The sequence below is a fragment of the Amycolatopsis sp. NPDC047767 genome, from assembly GCF_040704195.1.
Taxonomy (GTDB): Bacteria; Actinomycetota; Actinomycetes; order Mycobacteriales; family Pseudonocardiaceae; genus Amycolatopsis.
This window is the reverse complement of sequence record NZ_JBEYSJ010000014.1, coordinates 209760-235317: the sequence shown is the minus strand read 5'-3', so window position 1 is coordinate 235317 and position 25558 is coordinate 209760. Positions and strand designations below refer to the sequence as shown.

General features: G+C 72.8%; 29 protein-coding genes and 1 pseudogene. 14 read left to right on the top strand and 16 right to left on the bottom strand.

All coding sequences use genetic code 11. From position 1 onward, the window contains the following. Positions 1 to 8: 8 nt before the first annotated feature. Complete coding sequence (locus AB0878_RS25690) at positions 9 to 632, bottom strand: dihydrofolate reductase family protein (RefSeq protein ID WP_366582784.1); 624 nt, start codon at positions 630 to 632, stop codon at positions 9 to 11. A 65-nt stretch (positions 633 to 697) separates the two neighbouring features. Further along, positions 698 to 1540: a helix-turn-helix domain-containing protein gene (locus AB0878_RS25685; RefSeq protein WP_366582783.1), complete on the bottom strand. Its 843-nt coding sequence runs from the start codon at positions 1538 to 1540 to the stop codon at positions 698 to 700. A 277-nt stretch (positions 1541 to 1817) separates the two neighbouring features. On the opposite strand from AB0878_RS25685, the gene efeU reads away from it, so the two are divergent. The 6 genes from efeU to AB0878_RS25655 all read left to right on the top strand — a co-directional run bounded on the left by efeU (position 1818) and on the right by AB0878_RS25655 (position 6581). Beyond that, positions 1818 to 2678: an iron uptake transporter permease EfeU gene (efeU, locus tag AB0878_RS25680; protein ID WP_366582782.1), complete on the top strand. Its 861-nt coding sequence runs from the start codon at positions 1818 to 1820 to the stop codon at positions 2676 to 2678. 2 nt (positions 2679 to 2680) lie between these two features. After that, positions 2681 to 3826 (top strand): iron uptake system protein EfeO, encoded by a 1146-nt coding sequence (gene efeO / locus AB0878_RS25675; RefSeq protein WP_366582781.1) that lies wholly within the window; start codon positions 2681 to 2683, stop codon positions 3824 to 3826. Between the two features lie 151 nt (positions 3827 to 3977). Further along, positions 3978 to 4838: an isocitrate lyase/PEP mutase family protein gene (locus tag AB0878_RS25670; RefSeq protein WP_366582780.1), complete on the top strand. Its 861-nt coding sequence runs from the start codon at positions 3978 to 3980 to the stop codon at positions 4836 to 4838. A 93-nt stretch (positions 4839 to 4931) separates the two neighbouring features. Next, positions 4932 to 5156: a helix-turn-helix domain-containing protein gene (locus AB0878_RS25665; protein ID WP_364179631.1), complete on the top strand. Its 225-nt coding sequence runs from the start codon at positions 4932 to 4934 to the stop codon at positions 5154 to 5156. Continuing rightward, positions 5153 to 5710: a Clp protease N-terminal domain-containing protein gene (locus AB0878_RS25660; protein WP_366582779.1), complete on the top strand. Its 558-nt coding sequence runs from the start codon at positions 5153 to 5155 to the stop codon at positions 5708 to 5710. Before AB0878_RS25665 ends, AB0878_RS25660 begins: the two co-directional genes overlap by 4 nt. A 592-nt stretch (positions 5711 to 6302) precedes the next feature. Then, positions 6303 to 6581, top strand: coding sequence for a hypothetical protein (locus AB0878_RS25655; RefSeq protein WP_366582778.1), 279 nt, complete (start codon positions 6303 to 6305; stop codon positions 6579 to 6581). A gap of 10 nt (positions 6582 to 6591) precedes the next feature. On the opposite strand, the gene AB0878_RS25650 is transcribed toward AB0878_RS25655, so the two are convergent. The 3 genes from AB0878_RS25650 to AB0878_RS25640 form a co-directional block, all read right to left on the bottom strand. After that, the gene (locus AB0878_RS25650; protein WP_366582777.1) at positions 6592 to 7020 is read right to left on the bottom strand and encodes a DUF1707 domain-containing protein; all 429 of its coding nucleotides are present in this window, start codon (positions 7018 to 7020) and stop codon (positions 6592 to 6594) included. Between the two features lie 67 nt (positions 7021 to 7087). Continuing rightward, positions 7088 to 8368, bottom strand: a complete 1281-nt coding sequence (locus AB0878_RS25645; protein WP_366582776.1) for a HAMP domain-containing sensor histidine kinase — start codon at positions 8366 to 8368, stop codon at positions 7088 to 7090. Positions 8369 to 8372: 4 nt separating this feature from the next. Continuing rightward, entirely contained in the window at positions 8373 to 9065 is a 693-nt protein-coding gene (locus AB0878_RS25640; RefSeq protein ID WP_366582775.1) for a response regulator transcription factor, read from the bottom strand. Positions 9066 to 9256: 191 nt separating this feature from the next. Between AB0878_RS25640 and AB0878_RS25635 the strand changes: the two genes are divergently transcribed. Genes AB0878_RS25635 through AB0878_RS25625 form a run of 3 tightly spaced genes read left to right on the top strand, consistent with a single transcriptional unit; the run spans position 9257 to position 11843 of the window. Next, positions 9257 to 10444 carry a hypothetical protein gene (locus AB0878_RS25635; RefSeq protein ID WP_366582774.1) on the top strand — a complete coding sequence of 396 codons (1188 nt, stop codon included), beginning with the start codon at positions 9257 to 9259 and terminating at the stop codon, positions 10442 to 10444. Between the two features lie 27 nt (positions 10445 to 10471). After that, a complete protein-coding gene (locus AB0878_RS25630; RefSeq protein WP_366582773.1) occupies positions 10472 to 10831 on the top strand; it encodes a BlaI/MecI/CopY family transcriptional regulator in 360 nt (119 codons plus the stop codon). Between the two features lie 4 nt (positions 10832 to 10835). Further along, positions 10836 to 11843: a M56 family metallopeptidase gene (locus AB0878_RS25625; RefSeq protein WP_366582772.1), complete on the top strand. Its 1008-nt coding sequence runs from the start codon at positions 10836 to 10838 to the stop codon at positions 11841 to 11843. A gap of 159 nt (positions 11844 to 12002) precedes the next feature. Here the strand turns inward: AB0878_RS25625 and AB0878_RS25620 are convergent. The 5 genes and pseudogenes from AB0878_RS25620 to AB0878_RS25600 form a co-directional block, all read right to left on the bottom strand. Then, positions 12003 to 12446 (bottom strand): annotated as a pseudogene (locus AB0878_RS25620) (polysaccharide deacetylase family protein); the annotation flags it as partial. Then, positions 12446 to 12601, bottom strand: coding sequence for a hypothetical protein (locus tag AB0878_RS25615; RefSeq protein ID WP_366582771.1), 156 nt, complete (start codon positions 12599 to 12601; stop codon positions 12446 to 12448). The gene AB0878_RS25615 and the pseudogene AB0878_RS25620, both read right to left, overlap by 1 nt. Next, positions 12598 to 12750 (bottom strand): hypothetical protein, encoded by a 153-nt coding sequence (locus tag AB0878_RS25610; RefSeq protein ID WP_366582770.1) that lies wholly within the window; start codon positions 12748 to 12750, stop codon positions 12598 to 12600. Before AB0878_RS25610 ends, AB0878_RS25615 begins: the two co-directional genes overlap by 4 nt. Continuing rightward, complete coding sequence (locus AB0878_RS25605) at positions 12750 to 13799, bottom strand: hypothetical protein (protein ID WP_366582769.1); 1050 nt, start codon at positions 13797 to 13799, stop codon at positions 12750 to 12752. The genes AB0878_RS25610 and AB0878_RS25605 overlap by 1 nt, the downstream gene beginning before the upstream one ends. 103 nt (positions 13800 to 13902) lie before the next feature. Beyond that, positions 13903 to 15555, bottom strand: coding sequence for an alkaline phosphatase family protein (locus AB0878_RS25600; RefSeq protein ID WP_366582768.1), 1653 nt, complete (start codon positions 15553 to 15555; stop codon positions 13903 to 13905). A gap of 256 nt (positions 15556 to 15811) precedes the next feature. Between AB0878_RS25600 and AB0878_RS25595 the strand changes: the two genes are divergently transcribed. The 5 genes from AB0878_RS25595 to AB0878_RS25575 all read left to right on the top strand — a co-directional run bounded on the left by AB0878_RS25595 (position 15812) and on the right by AB0878_RS25575 (position 20444). Then, on the top strand, positions 15812 to 16597 hold the full coding sequence (locus AB0878_RS25595) for a hypothetical protein (RefSeq protein WP_366582767.1): 786 nt from the start codon (positions 15812 to 15814) through the stop codon (positions 16595 to 16597). Between the two features lie 4 nt (positions 16598 to 16601). Beyond that, positions 16602 to 17723 carry a glycosyltransferase family 1 protein gene (locus tag AB0878_RS25590; RefSeq protein ID WP_366582766.1) on the top strand — a complete coding sequence of 374 codons (1122 nt, stop codon included), beginning with the start codon at positions 16602 to 16604 and terminating at the stop codon, positions 17721 to 17723. Positions 17724 to 17977: 254 nt separating this feature from the next. Then, positions 17978 to 19258, top strand: a complete 1281-nt coding sequence (locus AB0878_RS25585) for a MurT ligase domain-containing protein (protein ID WP_366582765.1) — start codon at positions 17978 to 17980, stop codon at positions 19256 to 19258. Continuing rightward, positions 19251 to 19994, top strand: coding sequence for a glutamine amidotransferase (locus AB0878_RS25580; RefSeq protein WP_366582764.1), 744 nt, complete (start codon positions 19251 to 19253; stop codon positions 19992 to 19994). The genes AB0878_RS25585 and AB0878_RS25580 overlap by 8 nt, the downstream gene beginning before the upstream one ends. Positions 19995 to 20078: 84 nt before the next feature. Continuing rightward, positions 20079 to 20444, top strand: coding sequence for a hypothetical protein (locus tag AB0878_RS25575; RefSeq protein ID WP_366582763.1), 366 nt, complete (start codon positions 20079 to 20081; stop codon positions 20442 to 20444). On the opposite strand, the gene AB0878_RS25570 is transcribed toward AB0878_RS25575, so the two are convergent. The 6 genes from AB0878_RS25570 to AB0878_RS25545 all read right to left on the bottom strand — a co-directional run bounded on the left by AB0878_RS25570 (position 20381) and on the right by AB0878_RS25545 (position 25532). After that, positions 20381 to 21217: an undecaprenyl-diphosphate phosphatase gene (locus tag AB0878_RS25570; protein WP_366582762.1), complete on the bottom strand. Its 837-nt coding sequence runs from the start codon at positions 21215 to 21217 to the stop codon at positions 20381 to 20383. The genes AB0878_RS25575 and AB0878_RS25570 overlap by 64 nt on opposite strands. Positions 21218 to 21287: 70 nt before the next feature. After that, positions 21288 to 21914: a DedA family protein gene (locus AB0878_RS25565; protein ID WP_366582761.1), complete on the bottom strand. Its 627-nt coding sequence runs from the start codon at positions 21912 to 21914 to the stop codon at positions 21288 to 21290. Positions 21915 to 21994: 80 nt separating this feature from the next. Beyond that, complete coding sequence (locus tag AB0878_RS25560; RefSeq protein WP_366582760.1) at positions 21995 to 22609, bottom strand: hypothetical protein; 615 nt, start codon at positions 22607 to 22609, stop codon at positions 21995 to 21997. Positions 22610 to 22732: 123 nt separating this feature from the next. Beyond that, complete coding sequence (locus tag AB0878_RS25555; protein WP_366582759.1) at positions 22733 to 24751, bottom strand: glycosyltransferase; 2019 nt, start codon at positions 24749 to 24751, stop codon at positions 22733 to 22735. Beyond that, positions 24748 to 24906 carry a hypothetical protein gene (locus AB0878_RS25550; RefSeq protein WP_366582758.1) on the bottom strand — a complete coding sequence of 53 codons (159 nt, stop codon included), beginning with the start codon at positions 24904 to 24906 and terminating at the stop codon, positions 24748 to 24750. The genes AB0878_RS25555 and AB0878_RS25550 overlap by 4 nt, the downstream gene beginning before the upstream one ends. Then, on the bottom strand, positions 24903 to 25532 hold the full coding sequence (locus AB0878_RS25545) for a DUF998 domain-containing protein (protein ID WP_366582757.1): 630 nt from the start codon (positions 25530 to 25532) through the stop codon (positions 24903 to 24905). Before AB0878_RS25545 ends, AB0878_RS25550 begins: the two co-directional genes overlap by 4 nt. Between the last annotated feature and the right edge of the window lie 26 nt (positions 25533 to 25558).

Genomic DNA, 25558 nt, shown 5'->3' with positions numbered 1-25558 from the left:
CACCGGACCTAGCGGCGCACCTTGTACCGGAGGTGCAGAACCCTGTCGCTGGGGATGACCACGTGGGGGTCGTCCAGGAGGTGCCGGCTGTCGATGCCGCCGAAGAAGCGTTTGCCCGACCCGAAAACCACCGGGACGACGTCCATCGCCACCTCGTCCACGAGGCCGGCCGCGAGGATCTGGCCGCCGACTTCGCCGGCGTTGACCGCGACGGTCCGGTCGCCGGCGAGCTCCTGGGCCTTGTCGATCGCGGCCGGCACGCCGTCGACGAAGTGGTAGGACGCCTCGGGGTGCCAGCCCTCGGGTTTGGGCCGGTGCGACACCACGACCACGTGCTCGCCCGCGGGCGGTTTGCCCTCCCAGCCGTTCACGAGGTCGAACAGGTGGCGGCCCATCACGATCACGCCGATCGTCGCCCACGTCGACCGGACGTAATCGGCCGAAGCGGTTGAAACCTTGAAGGCGTTTCCGGCTCCGGAATGGTCGAAGCCTGCCTCGTCTTCGCCTCCGCCGCGGTCGATGATCGGGTCGTCACCGCTGAAGTACCAGTCGTGGAGCGGACCGACGTCGTCCTTCTCGTCGGCGATGAAGCCGTCCACCGACGCCACGCTGTTCATGATCACCGTGCCCACATTCACTCCTCGGGTCGCCTCGCGCCGATCTTGCCGTCCGCCCGTGGCCGCGGGCTTGTAAAAATTCACTCGGCCGGCATCGGACCGTGGTCGGGCGGGAAGTCCCGCTCGGCGGGGATCCGCCGCCGCAGAGCCAGGTACTCCGTCGGGGTGTGGCCGGTGAAGTCCTTGAACTCCCGGCTGAGGTGCGCCTGGTCGAAATAGCCCGCCGTGTGCGCGAGACCCGGCCAGTCGACCGGCCCCCGCGCGTCGACCGACAGGATCAGCCGCGCGAAGCGGTAGATCCGCGCGACCCGCTTCGGGGTGAGGCCGACGTGCGCCTTGAACTGCGTGGCCAGGTGGTTGACGCTCACCCCGGCCGAACCGCTCAGCGCCCCGACCGGGATCGCCCCGCCGGCGGCCGCCAGGCGCCCGGCGGTGTGCTGAACCAGATCGAGCCCGCGCGGCGGGCCCTCGGCCAGCGCCGAGCGCAGCTCTTCCTCCAGCACGCGGAGCATCTCGGTGTCCGAAGTGAGGTCGCCGAGGTGGTAACGAAGCCGATCCACCGACCGCGGCCACACCGCGTCGGCCGGCACCCACCGGTCCCGCAGCTCGTTCGCCGCCACCCTGGCGAACGGCGAGATCCCCCACGGCTTGAAGTGCACCCCCACCAGCCGCACCAGGCCGGGGTACTCGACGAGGAACCGCCTGGTCCACACCCCCGCGAACAACCCGCCGAGGACCGGCACCACCGGCATCGAGGGGTCGGAATCCCGCAGCAGGAACGGCGCGCCCAGGTTGAGGAACAAGTGCGCCGACGGCATCGGCGGCACGATCATCCGACGGTGGCGCGGCACCCCGGTCAGGCAGTAGACGTCGTCGACGAACCGGTCCAGCGGCGGCGCGGGCACCCGGCGGACGTAGCGCATCGGTCCAGTGTGGCCGACCGAGCACCGCATCGCGAGGACCTGGCCGGGCTCCGGAGTTCGGGAGGCGCGCAGCCGAGGACGCGTCTTTGCCCGGGCTGATGCGCGCCCTTCGTCGCTCCACGATGGATCCTCCTCGGCCGATGGGAGCCTCGTGTTCTCGTCCGATTTGTCCCGATTAAAAAACTGGACAAATCGGCGGCCGCAGTCTGGATTTCAGGTGAGGCTTACCTAAAGACTGGCGGGGTCCGACCGTCGAGTGCCCCCGAGGAGCCGCGCAGTGTTGTTCTCCAGCCTCTTGATCGGGATGCGCGAGGGGCTCGAGGCGGCGCTCGTCGTGAGCATCCTGGTGGCGTTCCTGGTCAAGACCGACCGGCGGGCGGCGCTGCGCTGGGTGTGGCCCGGCGTCGCGGCGGCGGTGGTGGTGTCCGTGGCCGTGGGCGCGGTGCTCACCTACACCACGGCGAACCTGACCTTCGAGCACCAGGAACTGGTCGGGGGTGTGCTGTCGATCGTGGCGGTCGCGTTCGTCACGGTGATGATCTTCTGGATGCGCACGGCCGCCCGGCACATCTCGGCCGAGCTGCGCGGGAAGATGGAGAACGCGCTGAAGCTGGGGCCCGCGGCGATCGTGCTCGTGTCGTTCCTGTCGGTGGGGCGGGAGAGCCTGGAGACGTCGGTCTTCTTCTACGCGTCGGTGCAGACCGCGCGCGGCGACACCGCCTTGCCGCTGCTGGGTTTCACGGCCGGGATCGTGATCGCGGTGGCGCTGGCCTGGCTGCTGTACCGCGGCGCGCTGCGGTTCGACCTGGGCAAGTTCTTCAAGGTCACCGGAGTCCTGCTGGTGTTCGTGGCCGCCGGGGTCCTGGGATACGGGCTGCACGACCTGCAGGAGGGCGCTTTCCTTCCCGGGCTGTCCACGCTGGCGTTCGACGCCTCGGCCGTGGTGCCCGAGACCTCGTGGTACGGCGCGTTGCTCAAGGGCATCTTCAACTACTCCCAGCAGACCACGGTTCTGCAGGCGATCGCCTGGGTGGCCTACGTCGCGATCGTCCTGCCGCTGTTCCTCCGCCCCGCGCGCGACAAGTCCCGTACGACGGCGACCACGCAGCCGGCCGCGGCCCGCGACCCGAAGGAGTGACGATGGTCAAGACCGGACGGACCGGCCTGGCAGTGAGCGCGGGCGCGACGCTGGCCGCGCTCGTCTCGGCGTGCGGCGGCGCACCGCCCTCCGCGGCGAACGGCACGCCGGCCGCGCCGATCACGGTCACCGCCTCGGACTCCGCGTGCCAGGTGTCGGCGACGAGCGCGCCGGCGGGGAACCTGACGTTCCAGATCGCCAACCACGGAACGAAAGTCACCGAGTTCTACCTCTACGGTGACGGCGACCGGATCATGGGCGAAGTGGAGAACATCGCGCCCGGGCTGACCCGGCGCCTGATCGTGGAGATCGCCGACGCCGGCACCTACCAGACGGCCTGCAAACCCGGGATGGCCGGTGCCGGCATCCGCGGCCCGTTCACCGTCACCGGCGGAGCGGCCAAGGGCACCGACGCCAACGCCCAGCTCGCCGAGGCCGCGCGCGGCTACGCCCGCTACGTCTCCGCCCAGACCGGCGCGTTCGCCGAAGAAACCCGCAAGTTCGCCACGGCGGTCAAGGCCCACGACATCGCCGCCGCGAAGGCCCAGTACGCCCGGACCCGCGTCTACTACGAGCGGATCGAACCGGTCGCGGCCAAGTTCGGCGATCTCGACCCGGCCGTCGACGTGCGCGAGGCCGACCTCCAGCCGGGGCAGCGGTTCACGGGCTTCCACCGCCTGGAGAAGGACCTGTGGGTCACCGGGTTGCGGCCGGACTCCGCCGCGATCGCCGACCGGCTCGTCGCCGACGTCACGACCCTCGGCCAGAAAGCGTCCGCGCTGCGGCTGAGCGCGCTGGATCTGGCCAACGGGGCCAAGAGCCTGCTCGACGAAGTCGCGACGGGCAAGATCACCGGCGAGGAAGAAGCGTTCTCCCACACCGACCTGTCGGACTTCCAAGCCAATGTGGACGGTTCCAAGGGTGCGATCCAGGCCCTGCGCCCGGTCTTGGCGCAGCGCAACCCCGCGCTGGTGGCAACACTCGACACGCGGTTCGCGGCCGTGCAGACCTTGCTGGACGCCCAGCGCACGGGGGACACGTTCAAGCTGTACACCGAGCTGACGCAGGAGCAGATCAAGAAGTTCGCGGCCGCGGTGGACGCGTTGTCCGAGCCGCTCAGCAAGGTCGCGGAGGTCGTCGCGCGGTAACCGCGGCTCACCCGCTCGGAGGGTACGCCGAACACCACCCGATCGAGGAAACCTTCTTGCCGCAAGCCTTCCGCACGATAGGGAGCCGTTAACCCGGCCCCGGCCACCATCGGTACCAAGATCATCCACATCCCATTCCAAGGAGATCAAGGTGCGTCACGGCGAAAGCCTTCGTTCGGCCATTCGCTCGGACTCGATCACCCCGCTCATCGGCGTCTTCGACATGTTCTCCGCGTCGGTCGCGGCGCAGCACTACGACGGACTGTTCGTCTCGGGATTCGGCTTCGCCGCGTCCCACTACGGGCTGCCCGACATCGGGTTCATCGCGTGGCCCGACATGGTCGCCTTCGTGCAGCGGCTGCGCCTGGCGCTGCCGCGCCACCACCTGCTCGTCGACATCGACGACGGGTACGTCGACCCCGAGGTCGCGGGCCACGTCGTGCAGCAGCTGGAGCAGCTCGGCGCGTCCGGCGTCATCCTCGAGGACCAGAAGCGGCCCCGCCGGTGCGGCCACGTCGACGGCAAGCAGGTCCTGCCCCTGGAGGAGTACCTCGAGAAGCTCGACCTCGTGCTGTCCGCCCGCCGGGATCTCGTTGTCGTCGCCCGCACGGACGCCACCGAGCACGACGAGATCCTCCGCCGCGCCGAAGCCCTGGCCCGGACCGACGCGGACGTGGTCCTCATCGACGGCGTCCGCTCCGCCGGGGCCATCACAGAGATCCGGACGGTGATCGGCGACAAACCGTTGCTGTTCAACCAGATCGCGGGCGGCAAGTCGCCGCGCCTGTCCCTGCCCGAGCTGTCGGCGCTCGGGGTCGACGTCGCGATCTACAGCACGCCTTGCCTGTTCGCCGCGCAGGAGGCCATGGACAACGCCCTCATCCGCCTGCGCCACGACGACGGGCGGCTCCCCGAGCTCGGCGCCGACGGGGTAGGGGTCGCGCAGTCCCTCGGTTTGCTGGAACGCAACATCAGCCGCCACCACGCGGCACCGGCCCGAAGCGGCGCCTGATCCCGGGGGCCGGCCGTTCGTTCCGGCCGGCCCTTTTCGGGCGATCGTCAGCTTATGTTGACATCGCGGGTGCTGTCAGCTTATGTTGACGATATGAAGACACGAGCAGAGATCGCCGAGAGCGCGGCCAGTTCCGACCCCGACGTCGGGCTGCGGGCGGTGGCGGCGTTGCGGGCGCTGACCGAGGAACTCGAGACGCTGCAGGTGGATCGGGCGCGCTTGTCGGGGTGGTCGTGGCAGGACATCGCGGCCCGGCTCGGCGTGAGCAAGCAGACGGTGCACCGCAAGCACGGCCGCAGAATCCGGGGGCCGAAATGAGGAACCGGCAGTTCGCCGACGACGCCCGCGCCCTGGTGCGGACGGCCCAGGAACGCGCCCGCACGGTCGGCCATCCCGGGATCGGCTCCGAGCACCTGCTGTTCGCGGTCGCGGACGCCCCGACCCGCGTAGGCGAGGTGGCCCGCGAGTACGGCCTGACCCCCGCCGGAGTGGCCACCCAGACCGACCGCCTCCTGGCCGGGCCGCGCCCCCCGTTCGCCAACGTGGACGCGGCCGCCCTGGCCGCGATCGGCATCGACCTGGACGCGGTCCGCGAAGCCGTCGAAGCCAACTTCGGCCCCTTCCCGGCGCCTTCGCCGCGCACCCGACGCCACCCGAAGCTCCCCGGCCACCTCCCGATCACCGGCCGGGCCCGATCCTGCCTCCAGGCCGCCGTCACCGAGGCCGGACGCCGCGGCGTGTCCCCCGCCGGCGCGCACCACCTCGGCGCCGTCGTGGTCGGCACGCCTGGGGGCTTGGTGCCGCCGATCCTGGCAGCGTTGGGCATCTCCGCGCCGACGCTGCGGGCAGCGCTGCTCGAACGCACGCCATGACCCGCCAGGGCTTTTCGTCGCGTCTCCCCGCCTGCGCCAACCACCTCGGCGCCGTTGTGGTCGGCACGCCTGGCGGCCTCGTGCCCACCGATCCTGGCAACCGTCGGCATCTCCGCGCCGACGCTGCGGGCTGCGCTATTCGAACGCACACCGTGAACCGCCAAGGCCGGGCGCGGTCGCGTGTCCCCCGCGCGAGCGCACCACCTCGACGCCGTTGTGGTCGGCACGACTGGCGGTTTGGTGCCGCCGGTCCTGGCTGCCCTGAGCATCTCCGTACCGACATTGCGGGCACCGCTACTCGAACGCACACCGTGAGCCGCCAAGACTTGCCGTCGGGTCTCCCCGCCGGCGCGAGCCGCACCGGCGCCGCAGTGCTTGGCATGCCCGGCGGCCCCGTGCCCAAGCTGCGGGCAGCGCTGCTCGAAGGCATGCCATGACCCGCCAGGGCCGGACGCGGTGGCGTGTCCTCCGCTGGAGCCCACCACCTCGGCGGTGTCATGGTTGGCACGCCTGGCGGCCTGGTGCCATCGATCCTGGCAACCGTCGGCATCTCCGCGCCGACGCTGCGGGCAGTGCTGCTCGAACGCACGCCATGACCCGCCGGGGGTTGTGGTGGCTGCTTGCGGTAGCCGGGGCGGCGTGGGTGGGCAGCTGGCGCATCATCTACCTCGAAGTGACCCGCTGGCACCACCTGGACGCGCGTCTGCGGTTCACCCCGCCGCCGGGGCCGGTGGGTGGTCCGGTTGCCCACGCGGGGGTGCCGGTGATCATGGCGCGCGCGGTCGCCGGGGTTGCGCCGTTGGTGTGCGTCGCGGCCGTCGTGGTGCTGGTCGCCCGAGCGTCCACAAAGGACAAACAACCGGACCGCTGACCGGCCACGGTCAGTCGTGGCCGAAGCCGTGGTGGGGGCCGTCGTCGGTGATGCCGTGGGCGGCGAGGAGGAGCAGCGCCACGAAGGTGAGGACGGTGGCCGCGATGAGGAAGGCCCGGCGGCGGGAGCCGGCGGTGGCGCTGCGGCCGGTGAGGGTCGTGAAGTCGGCGGCCAGCTGGTGGGCGGCGAGCGTCAGCACGGGCCGCCAGCCGGAGGCGGGGGCGGGCGCGGCGGAACGTGGCAGGTCGGCGAGGACCGCGTCGAGCTCATGGCGGAAGCGGGCGGCGTAGATCGTCGCGGTGCGGTCCTCGACTTCGGCCAGGGACAGCCGGCCTTCGCCGACGGCCGCGTGCAGCGCCGTGGCGGCGGTTTCGCGCTCGGCGTCGGAACAGCGGATGCCCTCGGGCGCCCGCTCCGCGCGGGACTCGTCTGCGGTCATGGTTCCTCCCGGCCGAGCTGGGGTCCGAAACTCTCGCCGAAATTCTACACGAACGTAGTAGCTTCGGTCAGGGCTCGAGCGGCAGCAGCAGCGTGAAGACGGCGGGCTGCGGGCGAGTCACGCGCAGTCGCCCGCCTTCGGCTTCGGCCAGGCGGCGCGCGAGCGCGAGGCCGATCCCCGTCCCCCGGGCGCCCGGAGAGCGGCGGTGGAACACGTTGGTGCCCGGGGTGATCCCCTCGCCTTCGTCGGCGACGTCGACGGCGAGCACGTCGCCGGCGTCGCGGGCGGTGACCGTGACCGTGCCGGCGCCGTGGCGCAATGCGTTGTCCAGCAGCACAGTCATGATCTGCCGCAGCACCGGGCCGGACAGCTGCGCGCCCGCGACGACGGGCTCGACGGTGAGCACGAGCGCGCGCCCGTGGTCGGCGAGGGCAGGCGCCCACTCCAGCTCGATGGCGGCGAGCTCGTCGGCCGCGGCGGTGGCGGCGCGGACCGGCGGGGTGTCGCGGGCCAGGGCGAGCAGGTCGGTGACGGTCCGGTCGAGCCGCCCGGTGGTCGCGACACCGGCCTCGACCACGTCACGCAGGTTCGCATGAGGGTTCTCCAGCGCGGCTTCCAGCTGCAGGCGAAGTCCGGCGAGCGGCGTGCGCAGCTGGTGGGAGGCGTCGGCGGAGAAAGCGCGTTCCCGGGCGAGCAGGTCGTCGAGCCGGACGGCGGTGGAGTCGAGGGACTCCCCGACGGAGTCGATCTCGGGAATGCCCGCCCGGTCCGCGCGGATGCTGAAGTCGCCGTCGCCCAGGTCCCGCGCGGTCGCCGACAGCTTCTCGAGCGGACGGGCCAGCCGGCGCGCCTGACGGCGGGCCACCAGGTAGGCCGACAGCAGCGCGACGACGGCCAGGCCCGCCATGCCGAGCCAGGTCAGGCCGGTGTGCCAGTAGACCTCGGTCCGCGCGGTGGCGGCGCGGACGAGCGCGACGACCGTTCCGTCGTCGTCGATGGGCACGACCACCACGAGGTCGTCGGCGGTGTCCGCGGGGACGACGCCGTCGGCGCCCGCCGCTTCCCCGGCCTGGGCGAGCGTGGCCGGGCCGGCGCCGGCGAGCAACGTGCCCTGCGGGCTGTACACCGCGACCGAGGTGGGGTCTTCGGTGCTCGGCGTCCGGTCCGGGGTGCGGTGGCGCAGGATGTCGCCCGAGACGTCGAGCGCGTAGGAGTCGGCGGCGCGTTCCAGCTCGGCGCGCTCGGCCGTGACGAAGTACCGCGCCACGGCGACCGCCAGCGGGACCCCGAACAACCCGATCGCGACCAACGCGGCGAGCACCGTCGTCAGGACGATGCGGCGGCGCACGCGCTCACCCTTCCGGTTCCTCGAGCCGGTAGCCGTGCCGGCGCAGGGTGGCGATCTCGGGCATCGAGCCCGGCGCGCCGGCGTCGGCCAGCTTGCGCCGCAGCGTCGCGATGTGGACGTCGAGCGTTTTGGTGGAGCCGAACCAGTGCGCGTCCCAGACGTCGGCCATCAGCGTCTCCCGGCTCACGGCGTTGCCCGGTTCCTGCGCCAGCCGCAGCAGGAGCTCGAACTCCTTGGTGCGCAAGGCCAGCTCGCCACCGTCCACAGTGACCCGCCGCGCCGCCGGATCGATCTTCAGCCGGCCGAGGGTGATCTCGCCCAGGCTCCGGTCGGTCGAATGGCGCCGCAGGTGCGCCCGCAGGCGCGCGTGCAGCTCGCCGAGCGGCACCGGCTTCACGAGGTAGTCGTCCGCCCCCGCTTCGAGGCCCACCACCACGTCCATCTCGTCGGCGCGCGCGGTCAGCATCACGATCACGCACGCGGGCAACGCGCCGCGCAGCTCGCGGCAGACCTCGGTGCCGTCGAGATCGGGCAGGCCGAGGTCGAGCAGGACCAGGTCGCACGGCTGCTTCGCGGCGTCGTGCAGGGCGGTGCGGCCCTGCGTGTGCCACGCGACTTCGTGCCCGTGCTGGGTCAGGCTCGTGTGCAGGACCTCACCGATGGTGCGGTCGTCTTCGACGAGGAGAACTCGGGCCATGCCCCGACAATATCCGCATTCCCGGGTTCCGGTGCGCACCACGATCATTTTGCCTCCCGCTAACCTGGGCCGAATGTTTTGGTGTCGACCACCCCGGTGAAATCGGTTCGCGTTCAGCGGCGAAACCGTTTTTTCCTCTCCCTAACCCGCGGCTTTCCGGGCGTGCACCGGGCCCGGAATAGCTTGCGGACATGTCCGCCGATCAGCTCTTTCCGCACCCGGTTCCGCCGCACCCCGGTCCGCCGCAGCAGGCGACCCGGCAGCCATCCGCGCCGCCGCGGCCGAAGCGCCGCCGGCGCCGGATCGTGCTGCTGGTGATCGCAGCCCTGCTGGCCTACCCGGCCGGCACCTACGGCTACGCGCTGACGTACCCCGGCGACGCGAGCGTGTCGGTCCGGACCGTGGATTGGCTGCGGGACATCGGTCTCGGCGGTGTGGTCAACGCCGTCGAGAACTGGTGGTTCACCCGCCACCCGCCCTCGAGCGCGCCGCCGTCGGCCGGGGACCTGCCCTCGCTGGGCGGACTGGCCGTCAACGGACCCGGGCCGCGCCCGCGGAACCTGCCCGTCGGCCCGTCCGCGGCGGCCGGTGCAGGCGAATGGCTCCCGGGCGCGCGCAGCGGCGGCGGCCAGGTCGCCGAATACACAACGTTCATCCAGCCCGATCCGGCCCACGCGAGTGTCGTCGCCGGAGTCGCGTGGCTGAACCAGTCGCTGGTGCGCACGCAATTGTTCTCCGGCACGAAAGACCCGGGCGGGCCCGGCCCGGCCGCGATTCCCGCCGAAATGCGCAGCTCGCTCGTGGCCGCCTTCAACTCCGGGTTCAAGCTGAAGGACTGCAACGGCGGCTACTACCTCGACGGGACCACCGTCGCACCCCTGCACAACGGCATGGCGTCCGTCGTGATCGACGACACCGGGCGCGTCTCCGTCGCCCAGTGGGGCCGCGACGCCACGATGAACCCGCACATCACCGCCGTACGCCAGAACCTCGACCTCGTGATCGACCACGGCGCCCCGGTCCCCGGCCTCGACCTCAACCCGGCGGGCCACTGGGGCAGCGCGTCGAACCAGTTCCAGTACACCTGGCGCTCGGGCCTCGGCACCGACCGCGCCGGCAACCTCCTCTACGTCGGCGGCACCGGGCTCACCCTCCACACCCTCGCCGACGCCATGGTCCAGGCCGGCGTCCAGCAGGGCATGGAGCTCGACATCCACTCGCCGATGGTCACGTTCAACAGCTATCGGCCCGACGCGCCGGGCATCGGGCCGGACAAGCTCCTGCCCACCATGCCCGGCAACCTCACCCGCTACCTGCAGCCCGACCAGCGTGACTTCTTCGCCACCTCGCTCCGGTCCCGGCCGCCGACGGCACCGTGAACTACGACACCGGTGTAGATTTGCCTCATGCGCAGGGGACCTGGTGAGCTCGAGGCCGAGGTGCTGGCCGTGCTCTGGCAGCACGGGGCGGCCTCCGCGGCGGACGTGCGGCAACGGCTCGGCGACGACTCGCTCGCCTACACCACCGTGGTGACGATCCTGTCCCGGCTCTACGAGAAGGACGTCGTCACGCGGGAGAAGCGGGGTCGCATGTTCGTCTACAGCCCGGCGGAAGACGCCCCTGGCCTCGCGGCACGGCGGATGCGCGCGGTGCTCGACGGGGAGGCCAATCGCGAGAGCGTGCTGGCCCGGTTCGTGTCGAACCTGTCGGCCGACGACGAGCAGGCGCTGCTGCAGTTGCTCCAGCACGACCGCGAAGGCGACTGAGACCGTGGGCACCGGCCTGCTCGTTCCGCTCGTCCTGCCGGCCGCGTCGTGGCCGGTGGGGCGCTGGCTCGCGCCGCGCTTGTCCCCCCGCGGTGCGACGCAGCTGCTGACGTTTCTCGCGTTGGTGTTCGCCGCGGGCAGCGCCGGCGCGTTGGCCGTGGGTGCGCTCGCCGGCCTGTCGCTGCTGCCGATGGTCGCCGAGCTCGGCGACTTCTCCCCCGCGACGTTCACCGCCACCGTGCCGACGCCGGTGGCCATCGCCTGCTGCACCCTGCTGATCGCCGCGGCGGTCTCGGCGGTGCGCGCGATCCACGGCCAGTGGCGGTGGTACCGGCGCGTGCACGCCGAGCTGGACGAGCATTCCCGCGAAGGTGGAGTGGTGGTCCTGCCGGGCGCGGAGCCCGTGGCCTTCGCCATCGCCGGGCGCGGCGGCCGCATCGCCGTGTCCGCCGGGATGCTCGCCGCGCTCGAACCCGGCGAACGGGCGGCGCTGCTGCAGCACGAGCGTGCGCATCTGCGGCTGCGCCACCCGGGCTATGCCGCGTTGGGCGTTCTCGCGGCCGCGCTCAACCCCCTCGTGCGCCCGCTGACGACGGCCGCGCGGTTCGCGATGGAGCGGTGGGCCGACGAAGCCGCCGCGTCCGGGGTCGGTGACCGGCGCGTGGTCGCGACGGCGGTGGCCAAGGCCGCGCTGGCCGACCGGAGCCGCGGCTCGTACGCGCTCGCCGCCGGGGGCGGGCCGGTGCCGCAGCGGGTGCGCGCGCTGCTGGACACCCCCACGTCACCGCCGCGCCGCCGCGGGGTGCTGACCGCGATCGCGGTCGCCGTGGTGCTCGGCTGCTGCGCCTGGTCCGCCGGGGCCGGGGCGCAGGCCGCGATCGCGTTGCACGCCGACATCGAAGCCGCCCAGCAGGCCTCGTGCGCGGCCCACCCCGTGCTCGTTCAGCGGTCCCACCGTGAGACCGCGTTCCGCACAGCGCGCCAGGATCACCGGGAGTGCGCCGAGCGCTGACCGCCACGAACCGACGGTGGAGGCGGCGACGTCCGAGTCGTGCAACAGGATCGTGCCACCCGGGCGAAGTCCCTTGTGGACTGTCGCGGCCACCGACGCCGGAGTCGCGCGGGCGGCCCAGTCGAACCCCCAGGCGGTCCACAGCACGGGCCGCAGGCCCAGCTTCCGCGCGGCGACCAAGGAGCCGGCCGAGAACACCCCGTAGGGCGCGCGCAGCCACCGCGGCTCGACGCCGGCGACGTCGGTGACCAGCTCGACCGTCCGCGCGAGGTCGTCGTGCAGAGCCGTCGGGAACCGGCGCAGGAAACAGCGGTGGTCCCAGCCGTGCACCGCGAGCTCGTGCCCGGCGGCGACGATCTCGCGCCCGAGCTCCGGGCACCGGGCGAGCTCGCGCCCGAGCACGAAAAACGTCGCCCGCGTGCCGGTTTTCGCCAGCAGGGCCAGGAAATGCGGGGTCGAGCGCGGATGCGGACCGTCGTCGAAGGTGAGCGCGACGTGGCCGGGGTCGCCCACCCCGGCGAACGCGTCGGTGCGCAGGCGCGGCAGGAACAACGCGGCCGGGGCGGCATGCGCCGCGAGCGCACCCGCCACCGCCACGCGCATCACCCGGCCACCTCGACCGGCAGGGCCGGCACGGCTTCACGGGCCAGTGCGACACGCAAAGCGGGACCGAACGCGTCGTGACCCATAGACGGCAGCAACAACCCGGCCAGAACGGCATGTTCTGCAAGCGCACCCGCCACCACCACGCGGATCACCCGGCCACCTCCACCGGCAGGTCCGGCGCAGCTTCACAGACCAGCGCGGCACGCAAGGCCGGACCGAACGCGTCGGCGCGCAGGCGCGGCAGGAACAACGCGGCCGGGGCGGCATGCGCCGCGAGCGCACCCGCCACCGCCACGCGCATCACCCGGCCACCTCGACCGGCAGGGCCGGCACGGCTTCACGGGCCAGTGCGACACGCAAGGCCGGGCCGAGCGCGTCCGGTGTCCGGACCCACGGCACGGTGCCCTCCTGGTCCAGTACGGCGGCGTTGGCGCGGCCGTGGCCGGGCAGGCACCGGTAGGTCAGCACCGGCAGCCCGGTCGCGAGGGCTTCGGAAGTCGTGAGCCCGCCCGCGTTCTGGACCACGACGTCGCAGGCGCGCATCAGGTCCGCCATCGTGTCCACCCAGCCGAACACGTGCCGGAGCCCCGCGTTGCGCAGGCGTGCGCGCAACGCGTCGTTGCGGCCGCACACGACCACGGGCTCGGCCGAACCGTCGGCGCGCAGGTCGGCCACCGTCCGTTCGACCTCGCCGACGCCCCAGGACCCCGAGACGACCAGGGCCAGCGCGCGATCCGAGGGCAGGCCGTGCGCGAACCTCAGCCGCGTCCGCTCGGCCGCGCCGGCCACCGGCCGGAACGCGGGCGCGACCAGTGGCGGCGCGACCAGCACGCGCCCCGCGCCCCAGGCTCGGGCCTGCCGTGCCGCGGTCTCGTTGGGCGCCACGGTCAGGTCGGCCTCCGCGCTGACGCACAGGCGGTGCACCGACGGATCCGTCAGGTACGCCACCAGCCCCGGCGCGAGCCGCCCGCGCGCCCGCAGGTGCGCCGCCGCGTGGGTCGCGAGGGGGTAGGTCGACAGGACCAGCCGCGCGTCGTCGCCCACCACATCGGCCAGCCCGGGGGACGCGAGGGCCGCGAGCCGCCGGGCGACTGCCGCGAGCGCCGGTGAGCCGAGTGCCCCGAGCAGCCAGTCCCAGCTGCGCGGGGCGACCTGCAACTGCCGGTGGTAGGCGCCGCACAGCGTCTGCCCGAGCCGGCCCGGCAGCAGGTCGAGGAAGTCGACGCGGTCGGCGCGCACCCCGCGCTCGGCCAGCCACCGGGCGAGCTCCCGAGCCGCACCGTCGTGCCCGGCGCCGACCCGCGCGGACACGAGCACCACGCGGTCGCCTTCGAAAAGTTCTACAGGCATGTAGTAAATCTACATCCATGTAGTCGGTCGAATTCTCCGGGTGCGGCGGCGCCTGTTTCGTCCGGTGTGCGGCGCCCGCACTCGCGGTGCGGGCGCCGGCCCACTACCGGTCGAGTTCGGGCAGCACGCGGGTGCCTTCCTCGCGCACCGCGGCGAGCGACCGCGGGTCGAGGTGCAGCAGCCGCAGGATCGTCGGGGCGATCTGCGTGGTCTCCACCGCGCCGCCGACGCTCTGCCCGCGCCCGGTGCCGCTGACGACCAGGGGGACGGACCGGTCGTCGGCGGCCGCCCCGCCGTGTTCGGCGATCTTCGACTGCCCGCCGGTGAACACCACTCCGGGCACGGTGATGCCGACGAGGTCGGGCACCCGCGCGTCGCCGGGGCGCACGCCGAAGTAGCGCGCGGCGTCCGCTCCCGCGTGGACGGTCGTCAGTCCGGAGTGGACGAACGGCTTCGGCGCGCCGGTGACCCCGTTGCCGGTGCCCGACTGCGCGAGGAGGTAGTTCTTCGCGAACGTCGTGGCCGCGGCCGAGCGGTCGCTGAGCCACAGCAGCATCGCGTCGTCGTCGGTCGACTGGACGACGAGGTCGGCCGCGCCCGGGTGGGCCGCGCGCCAGGCCGCGTTGAGACCGTCGAGCAGGGCGCCGTCGTCGATGCGGGTCAGCGCGTTCGAGTCGATCGGCGACTGGCCGTGCTTGGCGGACAGCACGATGGTGGTGCTCTGGTCGAGGTGGCGGCGCTGGAGCTCCGCGGTGAACGCGCCCAGCTGCCGGTCCACGAAGTCCAGCGCCGAGCGCACGACCGGGCCGGGTGCGCCGCCGGCGGTGTACCCGCCGGCCTGGCCGCCGGAGACGGGCAGCTTCTGCGCGGTCGACACCGACTGGAAGTTCAGCCCGAACACCGCCGGCGTGCCGACCTTCGTGGTGCCGCTGTGGTCGTAGCCGTCGATCTCGTTGAGCACCGCGCGGGCCTTGTACGAGTCGTACTGCTGGGTCGCGGCGTTGTCCGTGGTCCAGTCGCCGCCGGCCGGTCCGCCGGGCACCTGGCTGTTGATCTCCGGGGTGAACAGGTCCTGCACGCCGGTGCCGGACGGGCCGTTCAGCATCTCGTAGGCGGGGTGCTTGTCCGACCACGCGGTGCGCAACCCGGCCTGGCGAGCCACCTCGAAGACCGTGTTCACCTGCAGGTACTGGTGCGGGTAAACGGGTTTGCACGTGCGGGGGTCGACCGGCAGCTTCGCCGGGTCGATGAGCGTGCGCGGGTTCCCGGTCATCTTCAGCACACTGGCGGGCAGCCCGGCGAGCCCCTGCCCGGCGTCGACGGAGTTCTTGTCGAGGTCCAGATCCTCGGTGTAGTCCACGCCGGTGCCCGGCTTCACGCCGGCGCAGTTCGTGGTGCCCGCGGGCAGCAGCGCGTGGTTGTACGTGGCGTCGTAGTACACGCCCGTCGTCGCGGGGTTGCCGCCGGTGACCTGGGCGACAAGGCCGGGGAAAGAATCCGAGGGCACGGGCGTGTTCGCGTGCGTGTACTGCGTGCCGTGCGCCACCAGGCTCGCGAGCGCCGAGTGCGGGTGGGTCGCGGTGTACCAGGCGAGGTCCGACTGGTGCATGCCGTCGACCGAGACGAGCAGCACGTGCCGCTGCTCGGGCTGCGCCGTCGCGGCCGGGGCGACGGTCGCGAACAATCCCGCGGCGGCGAGAAGGGCGAACAAGGGTGTGCGGGTTCTCGACACGGATTTCCTCCTGTTGTCCGGCATCCGCCGGCTGCGGCGCCCGGGGTATTCCAGGCCCCCGAAGAGGACTCCGGGGAACACGTGAAAGAACAACGCGTGAACTGACTTTCCCGTCACAGCAAGGAAAACCGGCGACAAGATACCGCCTCGAAGGTTAGCCGAAGGTTTACCCGCGGCAATTTTTCCGCAAGCGCAAAACCGGCAAAATGAGCATCGAGAACACCGGCGGAACAATCATTCCGACGTCCCGGAGCACGCCGGCACCTGGGAGGATTTCCCCATGACGACAGCGGAACTGAGCGGCGGCGGCCCGCGCACCGGCCGCCGCACCGCGAGCAAGGTCCCGGAGGTCACCGCGCTGTTCTGGGTGATCAAGGTGCTCACGACGGGCGTCGGCGAGACGACGAGCGATTTCTTCGCGCACAACGTGGATCCCGTGATCGCGGTGGGCGTGGCGGGGCTGGTGCTCGCCGGTTCCCTCGTCGCGCAGTTCCTTTCCCGCACCTACCGCCCTTGGCTGTACTGGACGACCGTGGTGCTGGTCAGCGTGTTCGGCACCATGGCCGCCGACGCCGCCCACGTCGGCTTCGGGGTGCCGTACGCGGTGTCGACGGCGGTGTTCGCGATCGTGCTCGCCGCGGTTTTCCTGCTGTGGCACCGGCTCGAGCGCACCTTGTCCATTCACGACATCACCACTCCGCGGCGCGAGGTGTTCTACTGGCTCGCCGTCGGCACGACCTTCGCGCTCGGCACCGCGCTCGGCGACCTCACCGCCACGACGCTGCACCTGGGCTACCTCGGCTCCGGGGTGGTGTTCGCGGTCGTCATCGCCGTCCCGCCGCTGGCCCGGCGCTTCGCCGGTCTCGGCTCCGTCGCGACGTTCTGGGCCGCGTACGTGGTGACCCGGCCGCTGGGGGCCTCGTTCGCCGACTGGCTCGGCGTCGGACACGACCGCGGCGGCGTGGGGCTGGGCACCGGCCCGGTGAGTGTCACCTTGCTGCTGGTGATCGCAGCACTGGTCGCGTTCCTGGGCGTGACGCAGGCGTCCGGCCGGCGGGCCCGGTAAGGCCATGCGCATCGCGTTCGTCACCGAGACGTGGCTGCCCTCGACCGACGGGATCGTCACCCGGCTCGTCGCCACCGTGCGCGAACTGCACGCGCGCGGCCACGAAGTCCTGGTGATCGCCCCGGAAGCCGGCGGCCCGAGCACGCTGGCGGGCGCGCGCGTGCGCACGGTCCGGGCGGCCGGCGCGAAGTTCCTCTACGGCGGCAAACGCTGGGGGCTGCCGCTCCCCCGGGTCGGCCGGTACCTGCGCGAATTCGACCCCGACGTGGTGCACCTGGTCAACCCGGCGTTCCTGGGCATCGCGGGGCTGCTCGCCGCGCGGAGGCAGAACCGCCGCACCGTGGCGTCGTACCACACCGACATCGCCCGCTACGCACGTCACTACCGCCTCGGCGCCGCCGTGCCGCTGATCTGGACGATCTTGCGCGCCCTGCACCGGCGCGCGCACCTCAACCTCGCGACGTCGAGCGCGTCGGTCGACGAACTGGCGCGCCACGGCATCCACCGCGTCCGCCTGTGGCCGCGCGGCGTGGACCTCGAGCGCTTCCGCCCCGCACCGCGCCGGCGCACCGACGGGCGTCCGGTCGCGCTGTACGTCGGCCGGCTCGCCTCGGAGAAGGGCCTGCACCGGCTCGCTCCCCTGGCCTCGCCGGCCGGTGGCTTCCGCCTCGTGCTGGTCGGCGACGGCCCGGCCCGCGCCCACCTCGAACGCACCCTGCCGCCGGGCACGGTCTTCACCGGCATGCTCCACGGCGAAGCCCTCGCCGAGGCCTACCGCACGGCCGACCTGTTCGCCTTCCCGTCCACAACGGACACCCTCGGGCTCGTGCTGCTGGAAGCGCTCGCCAGCGGCCTGCCCGTCCTCGCCGCGGAAAGCCCGGCGGCGCGCTCGACGCTCGCCGGCACCACGGCCGCCGAGTTCTTCCCCGTCGACCGGCCCGCCGACCTGCCCGCCCACGCCCGCGCCCTGCTGAGCGGCGACCACCGCGCCGAGGCACGCCGCCACGCCGCCGCGTCCGGGTGGGACAGCGCCACGGAACGACTCCTGGCGCTGTACGCCGAGACCCTCGGCTCGGCCGCCCGCTGCCGGGCCGGCGCCGCTCGCCGCGCGCACCGGGCCGGCTGACGGCGCAGCCCACGGTTTCCCGGCCGGCCGCCGGTCCTGAAGCAAACCGTGCGCCAACGAGATCTTGCCCGCCGCTGACTTTGTCCACTGTGGAGCGACGAGACAGCGTTCGGTTTACCCTGCTCGAACCGGCTCCTGAACCGCACTGGCCTAACGTCGGTGACTGCGGGCTTCGCCACGTCCTCAGCGTCCTCACAGGAGGTCCCGACGAGGGTGACCGCGAACCCCGGTAGGCACGCGAAGGAGATCCAGTGGTGAGCCCCAGTCCGCCGACAGTCCTCGACGCGCGAGCCCCGATCGCGCCGGGTCCGCGGCACCTGCCGGCGCGGACCCGGCTGGCCGTCGCGGCGGCCCGGTTCGCCGCGGCGGTTTCCCGCCGGCTGGGGCTGGGCGCCGGTGGCGTGATCGGCGGGCGGATCGCGCTCCGGCTGGACCCCGGTGTGCTGCGGCAGCTGAGCCGCGATCGCACCGTGGTGCTCGTGACGGGCACCAACGGCAAGACCACGACGGCGCTGATGCTCAGCCGGGTCCTGGAGACGCTCGGCGAAGTCGCGGGCAACGGCGACGGCGCGAACATGCCCGACGGAGTCGTCGCGGCCCTGGTCGCGAAACCGGACGCGCCCGTGGCGGTGCTGGAGGTCGACGAGACCTACCTGTCCGGCGTCGCGGCGCAGGTGCGGCCTTCGTGCCTGGTGCTGCTCAACCTCAGCCGCGACCAGCTGGACCGGGTGGGCGAGGTGCGGACGATCGAGCGGGAGTTCCGGGCGATCTCCGCCGCGCTGCCGGACACGACGGTGGTCGCCAACTGCGACGACCCGCTCGTCACCTCCGCCGCCCTCGCCTCGGCGCGGCCGCTGTGGATCAGCGCGGGACAGGGCTGGCACGCCGACGCCGTGGCGTGCGCCCGGTGCGGGCAGGCCATCCACCGCGACGAGGCCGGCTGGCACTGCGTGTGCGGCCTGACCCGCCCGGATCCACTGTGGACCCTGCGGGACGACACGGTGGAAACCGCGGGCGGCACCACGGTCACGCTCGACCTGCGGCTGCCGGGCCGTGCGAACGCCGCCAACGCCGCCGTCGCGGTCGCCGCGGCCGAGCGCCTCGGGGTGTCGCCTCACGTCGCCGTCGCCCAGTTGCGCGCGATCGGCGAGGTCTCGGGACGCTACCGGCGCGCCGTCGTCTCCGGGCGCTCGGTGCGGGTCCTGCTGGCGAAGAACCCCGCCGGCTGGCGGGAAACACTGCCGCTGCTCCCTCCGCGCTCGCCGGTGGTGGTCGCGGTCAACAGCGGAGAGGCCGACGGACGCGACACGTCGTGGCTGTGGGACGTGCCGTTCGAGCAGCTGCGCGGGCGCCACGTGGTCGCCTCCGGTGAGCGCGCGACCGACGTGGCCGTCCGCCTCACCTACGCCGAAGTGCGGCACACGCTGTGCCGGGAGCCGCAGGCGGCCATCACGTCGCTGCCGCCGGGTCCCGTCGAGCTCGTCGCGAACTACACCGCCTTCCGCGACGCACAACAACACCTCGGCCATGCCTGACCCGGCGCGGACGCCGCGCGACTCGGCGCTGCGCATCGGCCTGGTGCTGCCCGACATCCTCGGCACCTACAGCGACGCCGGCAACGCGCAGGTCCTGCGGCGCCGGACCCAGTGGCGCGGTATCGCGGCCACCGTCACGGAGATCCGCCACGGCGAACCCGTGCCGTCGTCGCTCGACCTTTACCTGCTGGGCGGCGGCGAAGACGACGCCCAGGCCCTCGCGGTCAACCACCTCCGCGCCCACCCCGGCCTGCAGCACGCGGTCGCGCGCGGCGCGGTGGTGTTCGGCGTCTGCGCCGGGTTCCAGATCCTCGGCACGGAGTTCACCACCTCCGACGGCGTGACGCACACCGGGTTGGGGCTCCTCGACGCGGGCACGGCCCCGGGCAAGCGGCGCGCGGTGGGTGAGGTCGTCGTCGACGTCGCGGCCGAGCTCGGCACCGAACCGCTCACCGGCTTCGAGAACCACCTCGGCCGCACGCGAATCGGCCCCGGCAGCCGCACCCTGGGATCCGTGCGCGCGGGCACCGGCAACGGCGACGGCACCGAGGGCGCCCTCACGGGCCGGGTGCTGGGGACCTACCTGCACGGCCCGGCCCTGGCCCGCAACCCCGCCCTCGCGGACCTGCTGCTGGGCTGGTCGCTCGGCGCGCCGCCCGCGGCGCTGCCGCTGCCGGAGATCGGGGCCCTGCGCCAGGAACGGCTGCGCGCCGCGAAACGCGGCCTGCGCAGGTAAGCGAACGGCAAAGCGTTTTGCCGGACGTTTGCCGGCTCCGTGGCACACTGCCGCGGTTCCGTCGGCGACACCGGAGAGCTGCCCATGCCCGAACCTCACCTGCTGCACGCCGCCCGGCTCGCGGATCTGGCCGACCGGCTCGCCGCGCAGCTCGGAGCTTCGATGCTGGCGGAGGACGCGCCCGAGCCCGACCCGTTGACGCTGGCCGCGTGGCACGCGATGAACGCCCTGCAGCGCGTGGCCGGGCTGCTGCCCGACGGGGATCTTCGCGACGCGCCGATCCTGCGTGAGCGGAGCCTGCACGATCTGCTCGCCCGGGGCCAGGGCATCGTCGCGGCCGCGACGGAAGCCCTGGCCGCGGAAGGCTTCGCGCGACCCGGTGCCGGTCAGGCGGACAGCAGGCCCGACCCCAGCGCGACCAGCAACGCCACGCCCACGACGACCCGGTAGATCACGAACGCCGTGAACGTGTGCGCCGCGACGAACTTCAGCAGCCACGCGATCGCGGCGTAGGCCACGACGAACGACACGACCGTCCCGACCACGAGCGGCAGCACGTCGACACCACCGCCGAGCGCGTCCTTCAGCTCGTAGAGGCCGGCACCGGTCAGGGCCGGGATCGACAGGAAGAACGACAACCGCGTGGCGGCGACCCGGTCGAGGCCCCGCAGGAGGCCGGTCGAGATCGTCGCGCCGGAGCGGGAGAACCCGGGGAACAGCAGGGCGAGGATCTGCGACGAGCCGACCAGCATCGCGTCGGTGAACGTGGTGTCGGCCTCGGCCCGTTTGCCCGTCCCGAACCGGTCCGCGGCCCACATGATCGCGCTGCCGGCGATGAGCGAGATCGCGACGACCCACAACGACGCGAGCGGACCCTTCACCAGCGACTGGAACAGCAGGCCGGCGATGACGATCGGGATCGTGGCGAGGATGACCCACCAGGCGAACTTGTAGTCGTGTTCCTGGCGCGCCCGCGCGTTGACGAGCCCGCGCCCCCACGCCGCGGCGAACCGCACGATGTCGCGGAAGAAGTACACCAGCACCGCGGCGATGGCGCCGACCTGGATCACCGCGGTGAACCCGACCACGGACTGGTCGTCGACCGGGATGCCGAGCAGCCCCTCGGCGATCTTCAGGTGCCCGGTGGAGGACACCGGCAGGAATTCGGTCAGGCCTTCGACGATCCCGAGGATCACGGACTGGCCGAGGTCGATCGCGCTCACCGAGTTTTTCCTTTGCTGACAGTGCTGACGGTGCTGACGGCGCTGCTGAGGGACTTGAGGGGCGGGAACATCAGGAGCCGGCTCCCCGGCGCTGCTTGCGGCTGCGGAGCAGTTCGAGTGCGAGCGGGATCAGCGAGACGACGACCACGAGCGCGATGATGGGGAGCAGGTACTGGTCGATCCCCGGAATGCTCGCCCCAAGAAGATACCCGGCGACCGTGACGCCGACCGACCACAGCAGCCCGCCGAGGACCTGCCACAGGGTGAACGTCCGCGCGGGCACGTCGAGGATGCCCGCGAGCGGGTTCAGCACGGTGCGCACGACCGGGATGAAGCGGGCGAGGACGATCGCCTTCGCGTGGCCGTAGCGGGTGAAGAGCTCTTCGGCTCTGGTCATCCCGCGGTGCAGGTGCGCGTTGTTCGTGCGCGCCAGGAGCGCCCGGCCCCCGCGGCGGCCCAGCACGAACCCGGTCTGCGCGCCGAGCAGTGCACCGGCGACCGCGGCCACCAGCACGAGCGGCAGGGACAGGTGGACGGCGGCCGTGGCGCTGGTGGTGCAGAACAGCCCGGCGGTGAACAGCAGCGAGTCACCGGGCAGGAAAAACCCGATCAGCAGGCCGGTTTCGGCGAACAGGACGAGGAACACCCCCGCCGTGCCGAGGCTCGAGAGCCACGACGTCGCGCTCAACGGGTTCATGCGGGAGACCGCCTTTCGCGGTAGTCCAGATCTTCGACAGGCATGTAGTATTTCTACACCATTGTCGTTTTACGAAGAGATCAGGCGTCCGTCCCGACGCCGGTGAGCCGGCGCCATTCGCGGTCCCAGCCCCGGGCGCGGAGCCGGTCGAGCCACCACCGCGTCGTCACGTACACCAACGCGACCGCCACGACCGCGCAGAACTCGACCGCGACGCCGTACATCAGCGCGACGAACAGCAAGTCGGCGGTGGTCCGCGGCGCCGCTCGCTGCAGGCCCTGGCCGACCCAGATCTTCACCGTCTGAGGTCCGGTGGGGCCGAGCTCGACCGTCAGATCTCCACTGCGGGCCGCCCCGTCCGGTGCGGTCCACATGCCACGGACACGGCGCGTGCCGGGCGAAGCCTCGCTGCCGGCCGTCTGCAGGACGGGTGGGCCTGGGAACACCCTCGCCGTGACCTGGTAACGCACGCCGGCGCGCGCATCCGCCGCCTGATCCGCGGCGAAGACCGACGAAGCGAGCCCGAAGCAGATCGGGACCGACCCGAAGAGCGCCGCGCTCAGCACCAGGATCAGCACGGCCTCGATCCGGTCCCAGATCCGCACCGAGGGCCGCCGCCGCACAGCCGGGCGCACCAGGCGGAGGAAGCGGGCCACCGGGACGAGGGCCGAACGGGCCGAATCGGGAACTCCCATGATCCGAGAGTGCCCGCGCCCGCACCCGGTGTCCGCCGAATTGGCCGCGATTTTGCTGTGCCCTGGCCGAATCCGGCGGTGGGTCGCGGCGAAGTCCCGGCCGGGCCCGTCGCCCCGGCGCGCTCACGCCACGGACGGCTCGCGCCGCTCGGTTTCCGTCGGCTGCGCCGCACCGCAGGCCTGGCGGTACACGGAGACGAAGCTCTCGAGCGTGCCGGCGAGATCGTGGCGCGCCACCAGTGCTCGGCTCGCCGCGCCCATCGACGCGCGGGCGCCGGGATCGCCGGCCAGCTCGTCGAGGCGGATGGCGAGGGCGTCGACGTCGCCCGGTGGGTAGAGGTGGCCGTTGATGCCGGGGCGCACGAGGTGCGGCAGCGCCATCGCGTCGGCCGCGACCACTGGCAAGCCGGCCGCCATCGCTTCCATCGTGGCGATGCTCTGCAGTTCGGCAGTGCCGGGCATGCAGAAAATCTGGCAGCAGGCGTAGATGCGGACGAGGTCGGCGTCCGGGACGAAGCCGTGGAAGCAGACGCGGTCGGCCACACCGAGCTCGGCAGCGAGGCTCGTGAGCGCGGCCCGGCACGAGCCGTCGCCGACGATCTCGGCGCGAAGCCGCGGCAGGCGGGCGACGGCGCGGATGAGCTCGTCGACGTTTTTCTCCGCGTCGAGGCGGCCGACGAACAGGACCGCGACGTCACCCGTGGCCGGTGTGGCGCGCTCGGCGTAGTGGGCGAGGTCGATCCCGCACGAGATGACCCCGACGGGACGTTCGAGCCCGTTGCGGGCCAGCAGTTCGGCGGCCCGGGGCGTCGGTGTCGTGACGGTCCCGACGGCGCGGTACACGCGCACCAGGTCGCGCCAGCCGACGCGGATCAGCGCGCGCCGGACCGGCTGCGGCAGCCGGACGTAGCCGAGGAGGTTCTCGGGCATGAAGTGGTTCGTCGCCACCGTCGGGATGCCCCGGCGGTGCGCGGCGGCCAGCAGGGCGCGTCCGACGGAGAAGTGGGACTGGACGTGGACGACGTCGGGCCGCACCCGGTCCAGCACGTCTTCCGCGGCCCGGCGCGCGCCGCCGGGGGTGCTGATCCGGAACGTCGGGTGGAACGGCGTCCCGAAGGCGCGCGCGTCGTGGACGGTGAGGCGGCCGTGGTCCGCGTCGTCACGACGGGGCCGGGGTCGCAGCACGTGCACGTCGTGTCCCAGGCCGGCCAGGCCGTGGGCGAGCCGGGCGGTGAAGTGGGCGGCGCCGTTGATGTCGGGCGGGAACGTGTCGGCGCCGAGCAGGATCCGGAGTCCGGAGGTGGGCATCGGGGTTTCCTTGTCGTGTTCGGTGGGACTGCTGAGGGAGCCGGCCAGCACGAGCACGCCGAGCACGGCGACCAGCGCCAGGACCAGGCGGGCGGCGGCGAGTGCCGGCACGAGGTGGGGTGCTTCGCCGTAGAGCAGCTGGTCGGCGACGACGGCGGTGAGGGGGTCGAGCACCGTCGTGGCGGCGACCACGACAGCGGTGGGCCCGGCGGCGTGGGCCTGCTGGAGCAGCCAGCCGCCACCGGCGATCAGCGCCCCGCCTGCGAGCGCGAACCCGGCCGCCGCCGGCAGGTGGGGCAGGCTGAGCGCGGCCGCCCGCAGCACCGCGGCACCGAGGCCGAACAACACGGCCGCGGCGGCGGCGCGCCCGAGGCACCGCGCGCGGCCCCGGCAGGCGAGCCCCGCCACGGCCACCGCCGGCCCGGCCAGCACGGCGAGCACCACGGCACTCGTGGTGATGTCCGCGTGCGGGACCGGTGCGGACGCCGAGGTGAGCACGAACCCGGCGACCGCGACGCACACGACCGCCGCGGCGACGCGGATCCGGCGCGCGGTCACCGCGCCTCGCCCGGCGAGCACGGTCAGCACGAGGCTCAGCACGCCGAGCGGCTGCACGACGGCCAGCGGCGCGAGCGACAACGCGGTCAAGTGCAGGGCGGTGCCGGTGACACCGAGGAGGACCCCCGCCCGCCACGTGCGCGACCGCGCCAGCCGCGTGAGCTCGACCCGGCCCGTGACGCTGCTCCGGGTCTGGACGGCCTTGTGTTGCAGGGCAACGGATCCCGCGAAGAAGCACGCGCCGAGCAGAGCGAAGCCGACGGCGAGGAGGGTCATCGTGCCGCCCTCCGCACCACCAGCGCGATGGTCACCAACGCGCCGACTTTCGCGGCGACCGCGCCTCGTTCGAGCAACCCCTGGGGCAACTCGGCGACGAACTGCGCAAGCCCGAACGCCACCGCGGTGGCGAAGCCGACGGCGAGGAGGGTCATCGGGCCACCGCCCGCACCACGAGCGCGATGGTTACCAAGGTGCCAAGCTCCGCGACGAGCGCCGCGCGTTCCAGCAGCCCCTCAGGCAGCTCGGACACGAACTGCGCAAGCCCGAACGCCGCCGCCGTGGTGAAGGCGAGCCGGCCGCACGAGCGGACTCGCCGCGCGTGGCGGGCCCATCGGGGGTCGGCGCGCAGGAGCCGCGCGAGTGCGCGGCAGGCCAGGGGGAGGCACGCGAACAGCACGGCGCCGCCGAAGCGGTGGATTTCGCCGTGCAGCGTGACGACGGTGGTGCTGGGGTTTTCCCGGAACAGCACCACGAGGAACAGCCCGGCCACCCACAGTCCGAACAGGACGGACACGGCGCTGTTCCGGGGCAGTCCCGCCAGCTGGGCCGCCACGACGAGGGCGAGCCCGCCGGCGAGCACGAGCAGCACGGCGATCGTGAACAGGGCCCGGCCCGAGCGGTGCAGCGCGTAGTCGCTCACCGGGTCGCGGAACGGGTCGACGCGGTGGGCGAACCCGATGGTCAGCCCGCCCACCAGGGCCAGCGCCGCCGTCCACAGCCCGATCGCGGTCCACGCGATCGGGCTGACCCGAGCGGGCCGGGGCGAAGTGGTCGTCACCCCGCCCACGATCGTGAGCCCGGATG

Coding starts and splice junctions, on each gene's coding strand:
- AB0878_RS25560 (WP_366582760.1), bottom strand. CDS start 22,609: ATGGGAGTTCCCGATTCGGCCCGTTCGGCCCTCGTCCCGGTGGCCCGC.
- AB0878_RS25555 (WP_366582759.1), bottom strand. CDS start 24,751: ATGACCCTCCTCGCCGTCGGCTTCGCTCTGCTCGGCGCGTGCTTCTTC.
- AB0878_RS25610 (WP_366582770.1), bottom strand. CDS start 12,750: ATGCGCGTGGCGGTGGCGGGTGCGCTCGCGGCGCATGCCGCCCCGGCC.
- AB0878_RS25635 (WP_366582774.1), top strand. CDS start 9,257: ATGTCCGCCGATCAGCTCTTTCCGCACCCGGTTCCGCCGCACCCCGGT.
- AB0878_RS25655 (WP_366582778.1), top strand. CDS start 6,303: ATGACCCGCCGGGGGTTGTGGTGGCTGCTTGCGGTAGCCGGGGCGGCG.
- AB0878_RS25580 (WP_366582764.1), top strand. CDS start 19,251: ATGCCTGACCCGGCGCGGACGCCGCGCGACTCGGCGCTGCGCATCGGC.
- AB0878_RS25605 (WP_366582769.1), bottom strand. CDS start 13,799: ATGCCTGTAGAACTTTTCGAAGGCGACCGCGTGGTGCTCGTGTCCGCG.
- AB0878_RS25685 (WP_366582783.1), bottom strand. CDS start 1,540: ATGCGCTACGTCCGCCGGGTGCCCGCGCCGCCGCTGGACCGGTTCGTC.
- AB0878_RS25650 (WP_366582777.1), bottom strand. CDS start 7,020: ATGACCGCAGACGAGTCCCGCGCGGAGCGGGCGCCCGAGGGCATCCGC.
- AB0878_RS25630 (WP_366582773.1), top strand. CDS start 10,472: ATGCGCAGGGGACCTGGTGAGCTCGAGGCCGAGGTGCTGGCCGTGCTC.
- AB0878_RS25595 (WP_366582767.1), top strand. CDS start 15,812: ATGACGACAGCGGAACTGAGCGGCGGCGGCCCGCGCACCGGCCGCCGC.
- AB0878_RS25565 (WP_366582761.1), bottom strand. CDS start 21,914: ATGAACCCGTTGAGCGCGACGTCGTGGCTCTCGAGCCTCGGCACGGCG.
- AB0878_RS25660 (WP_366582779.1), top strand. CDS start 5,153: ATGAGGAACCGGCAGTTCGCCGACGACGCCCGCGCCCTGGTGCGGACG.
- AB0878_RS25550 (WP_366582758.1), bottom strand. CDS start 24,906: ATGACCCTCCTCGCCGTCGGCTTCGCCACCGCGGTGGCGTTCGGGCTT.
- efeO (WP_366582781.1), top strand. CDS start 2,681: ATGGTCAAGACCGGACGGACCGGCCTGGCAGTGAGCGCGGGCGCGACG.
- AB0878_RS25590 (WP_366582766.1), top strand. CDS start 16,602: ATGCGCATCGCGTTCGTCACCGAGACGTGGCTGCCCTCGACCGACGGG.
- AB0878_RS25665 (WP_364179631.1), top strand. CDS start 4,932: ATGAAGACACGAGCAGAGATCGCCGAGAGCGCGGCCAGTTCCGACCCC.
- AB0878_RS25600 (WP_366582768.1), bottom strand. CDS start 15,555: ATGCCGGACAACAGGAGGAAATCCGTGTCGAGAACCCGCACACCCTTG.
- AB0878_RS25640 (WP_366582775.1), bottom strand. CDS start 9,065: ATGGCCCGAGTTCTCCTCGTCGAAGACGACCGCACCATCGGTGAGGTC.
- AB0878_RS25575 (WP_366582763.1), top strand. CDS start 20,079: ATGCCCGAACCTCACCTGCTGCACGCCGCCCGGCTCGCGGATCTGGCC.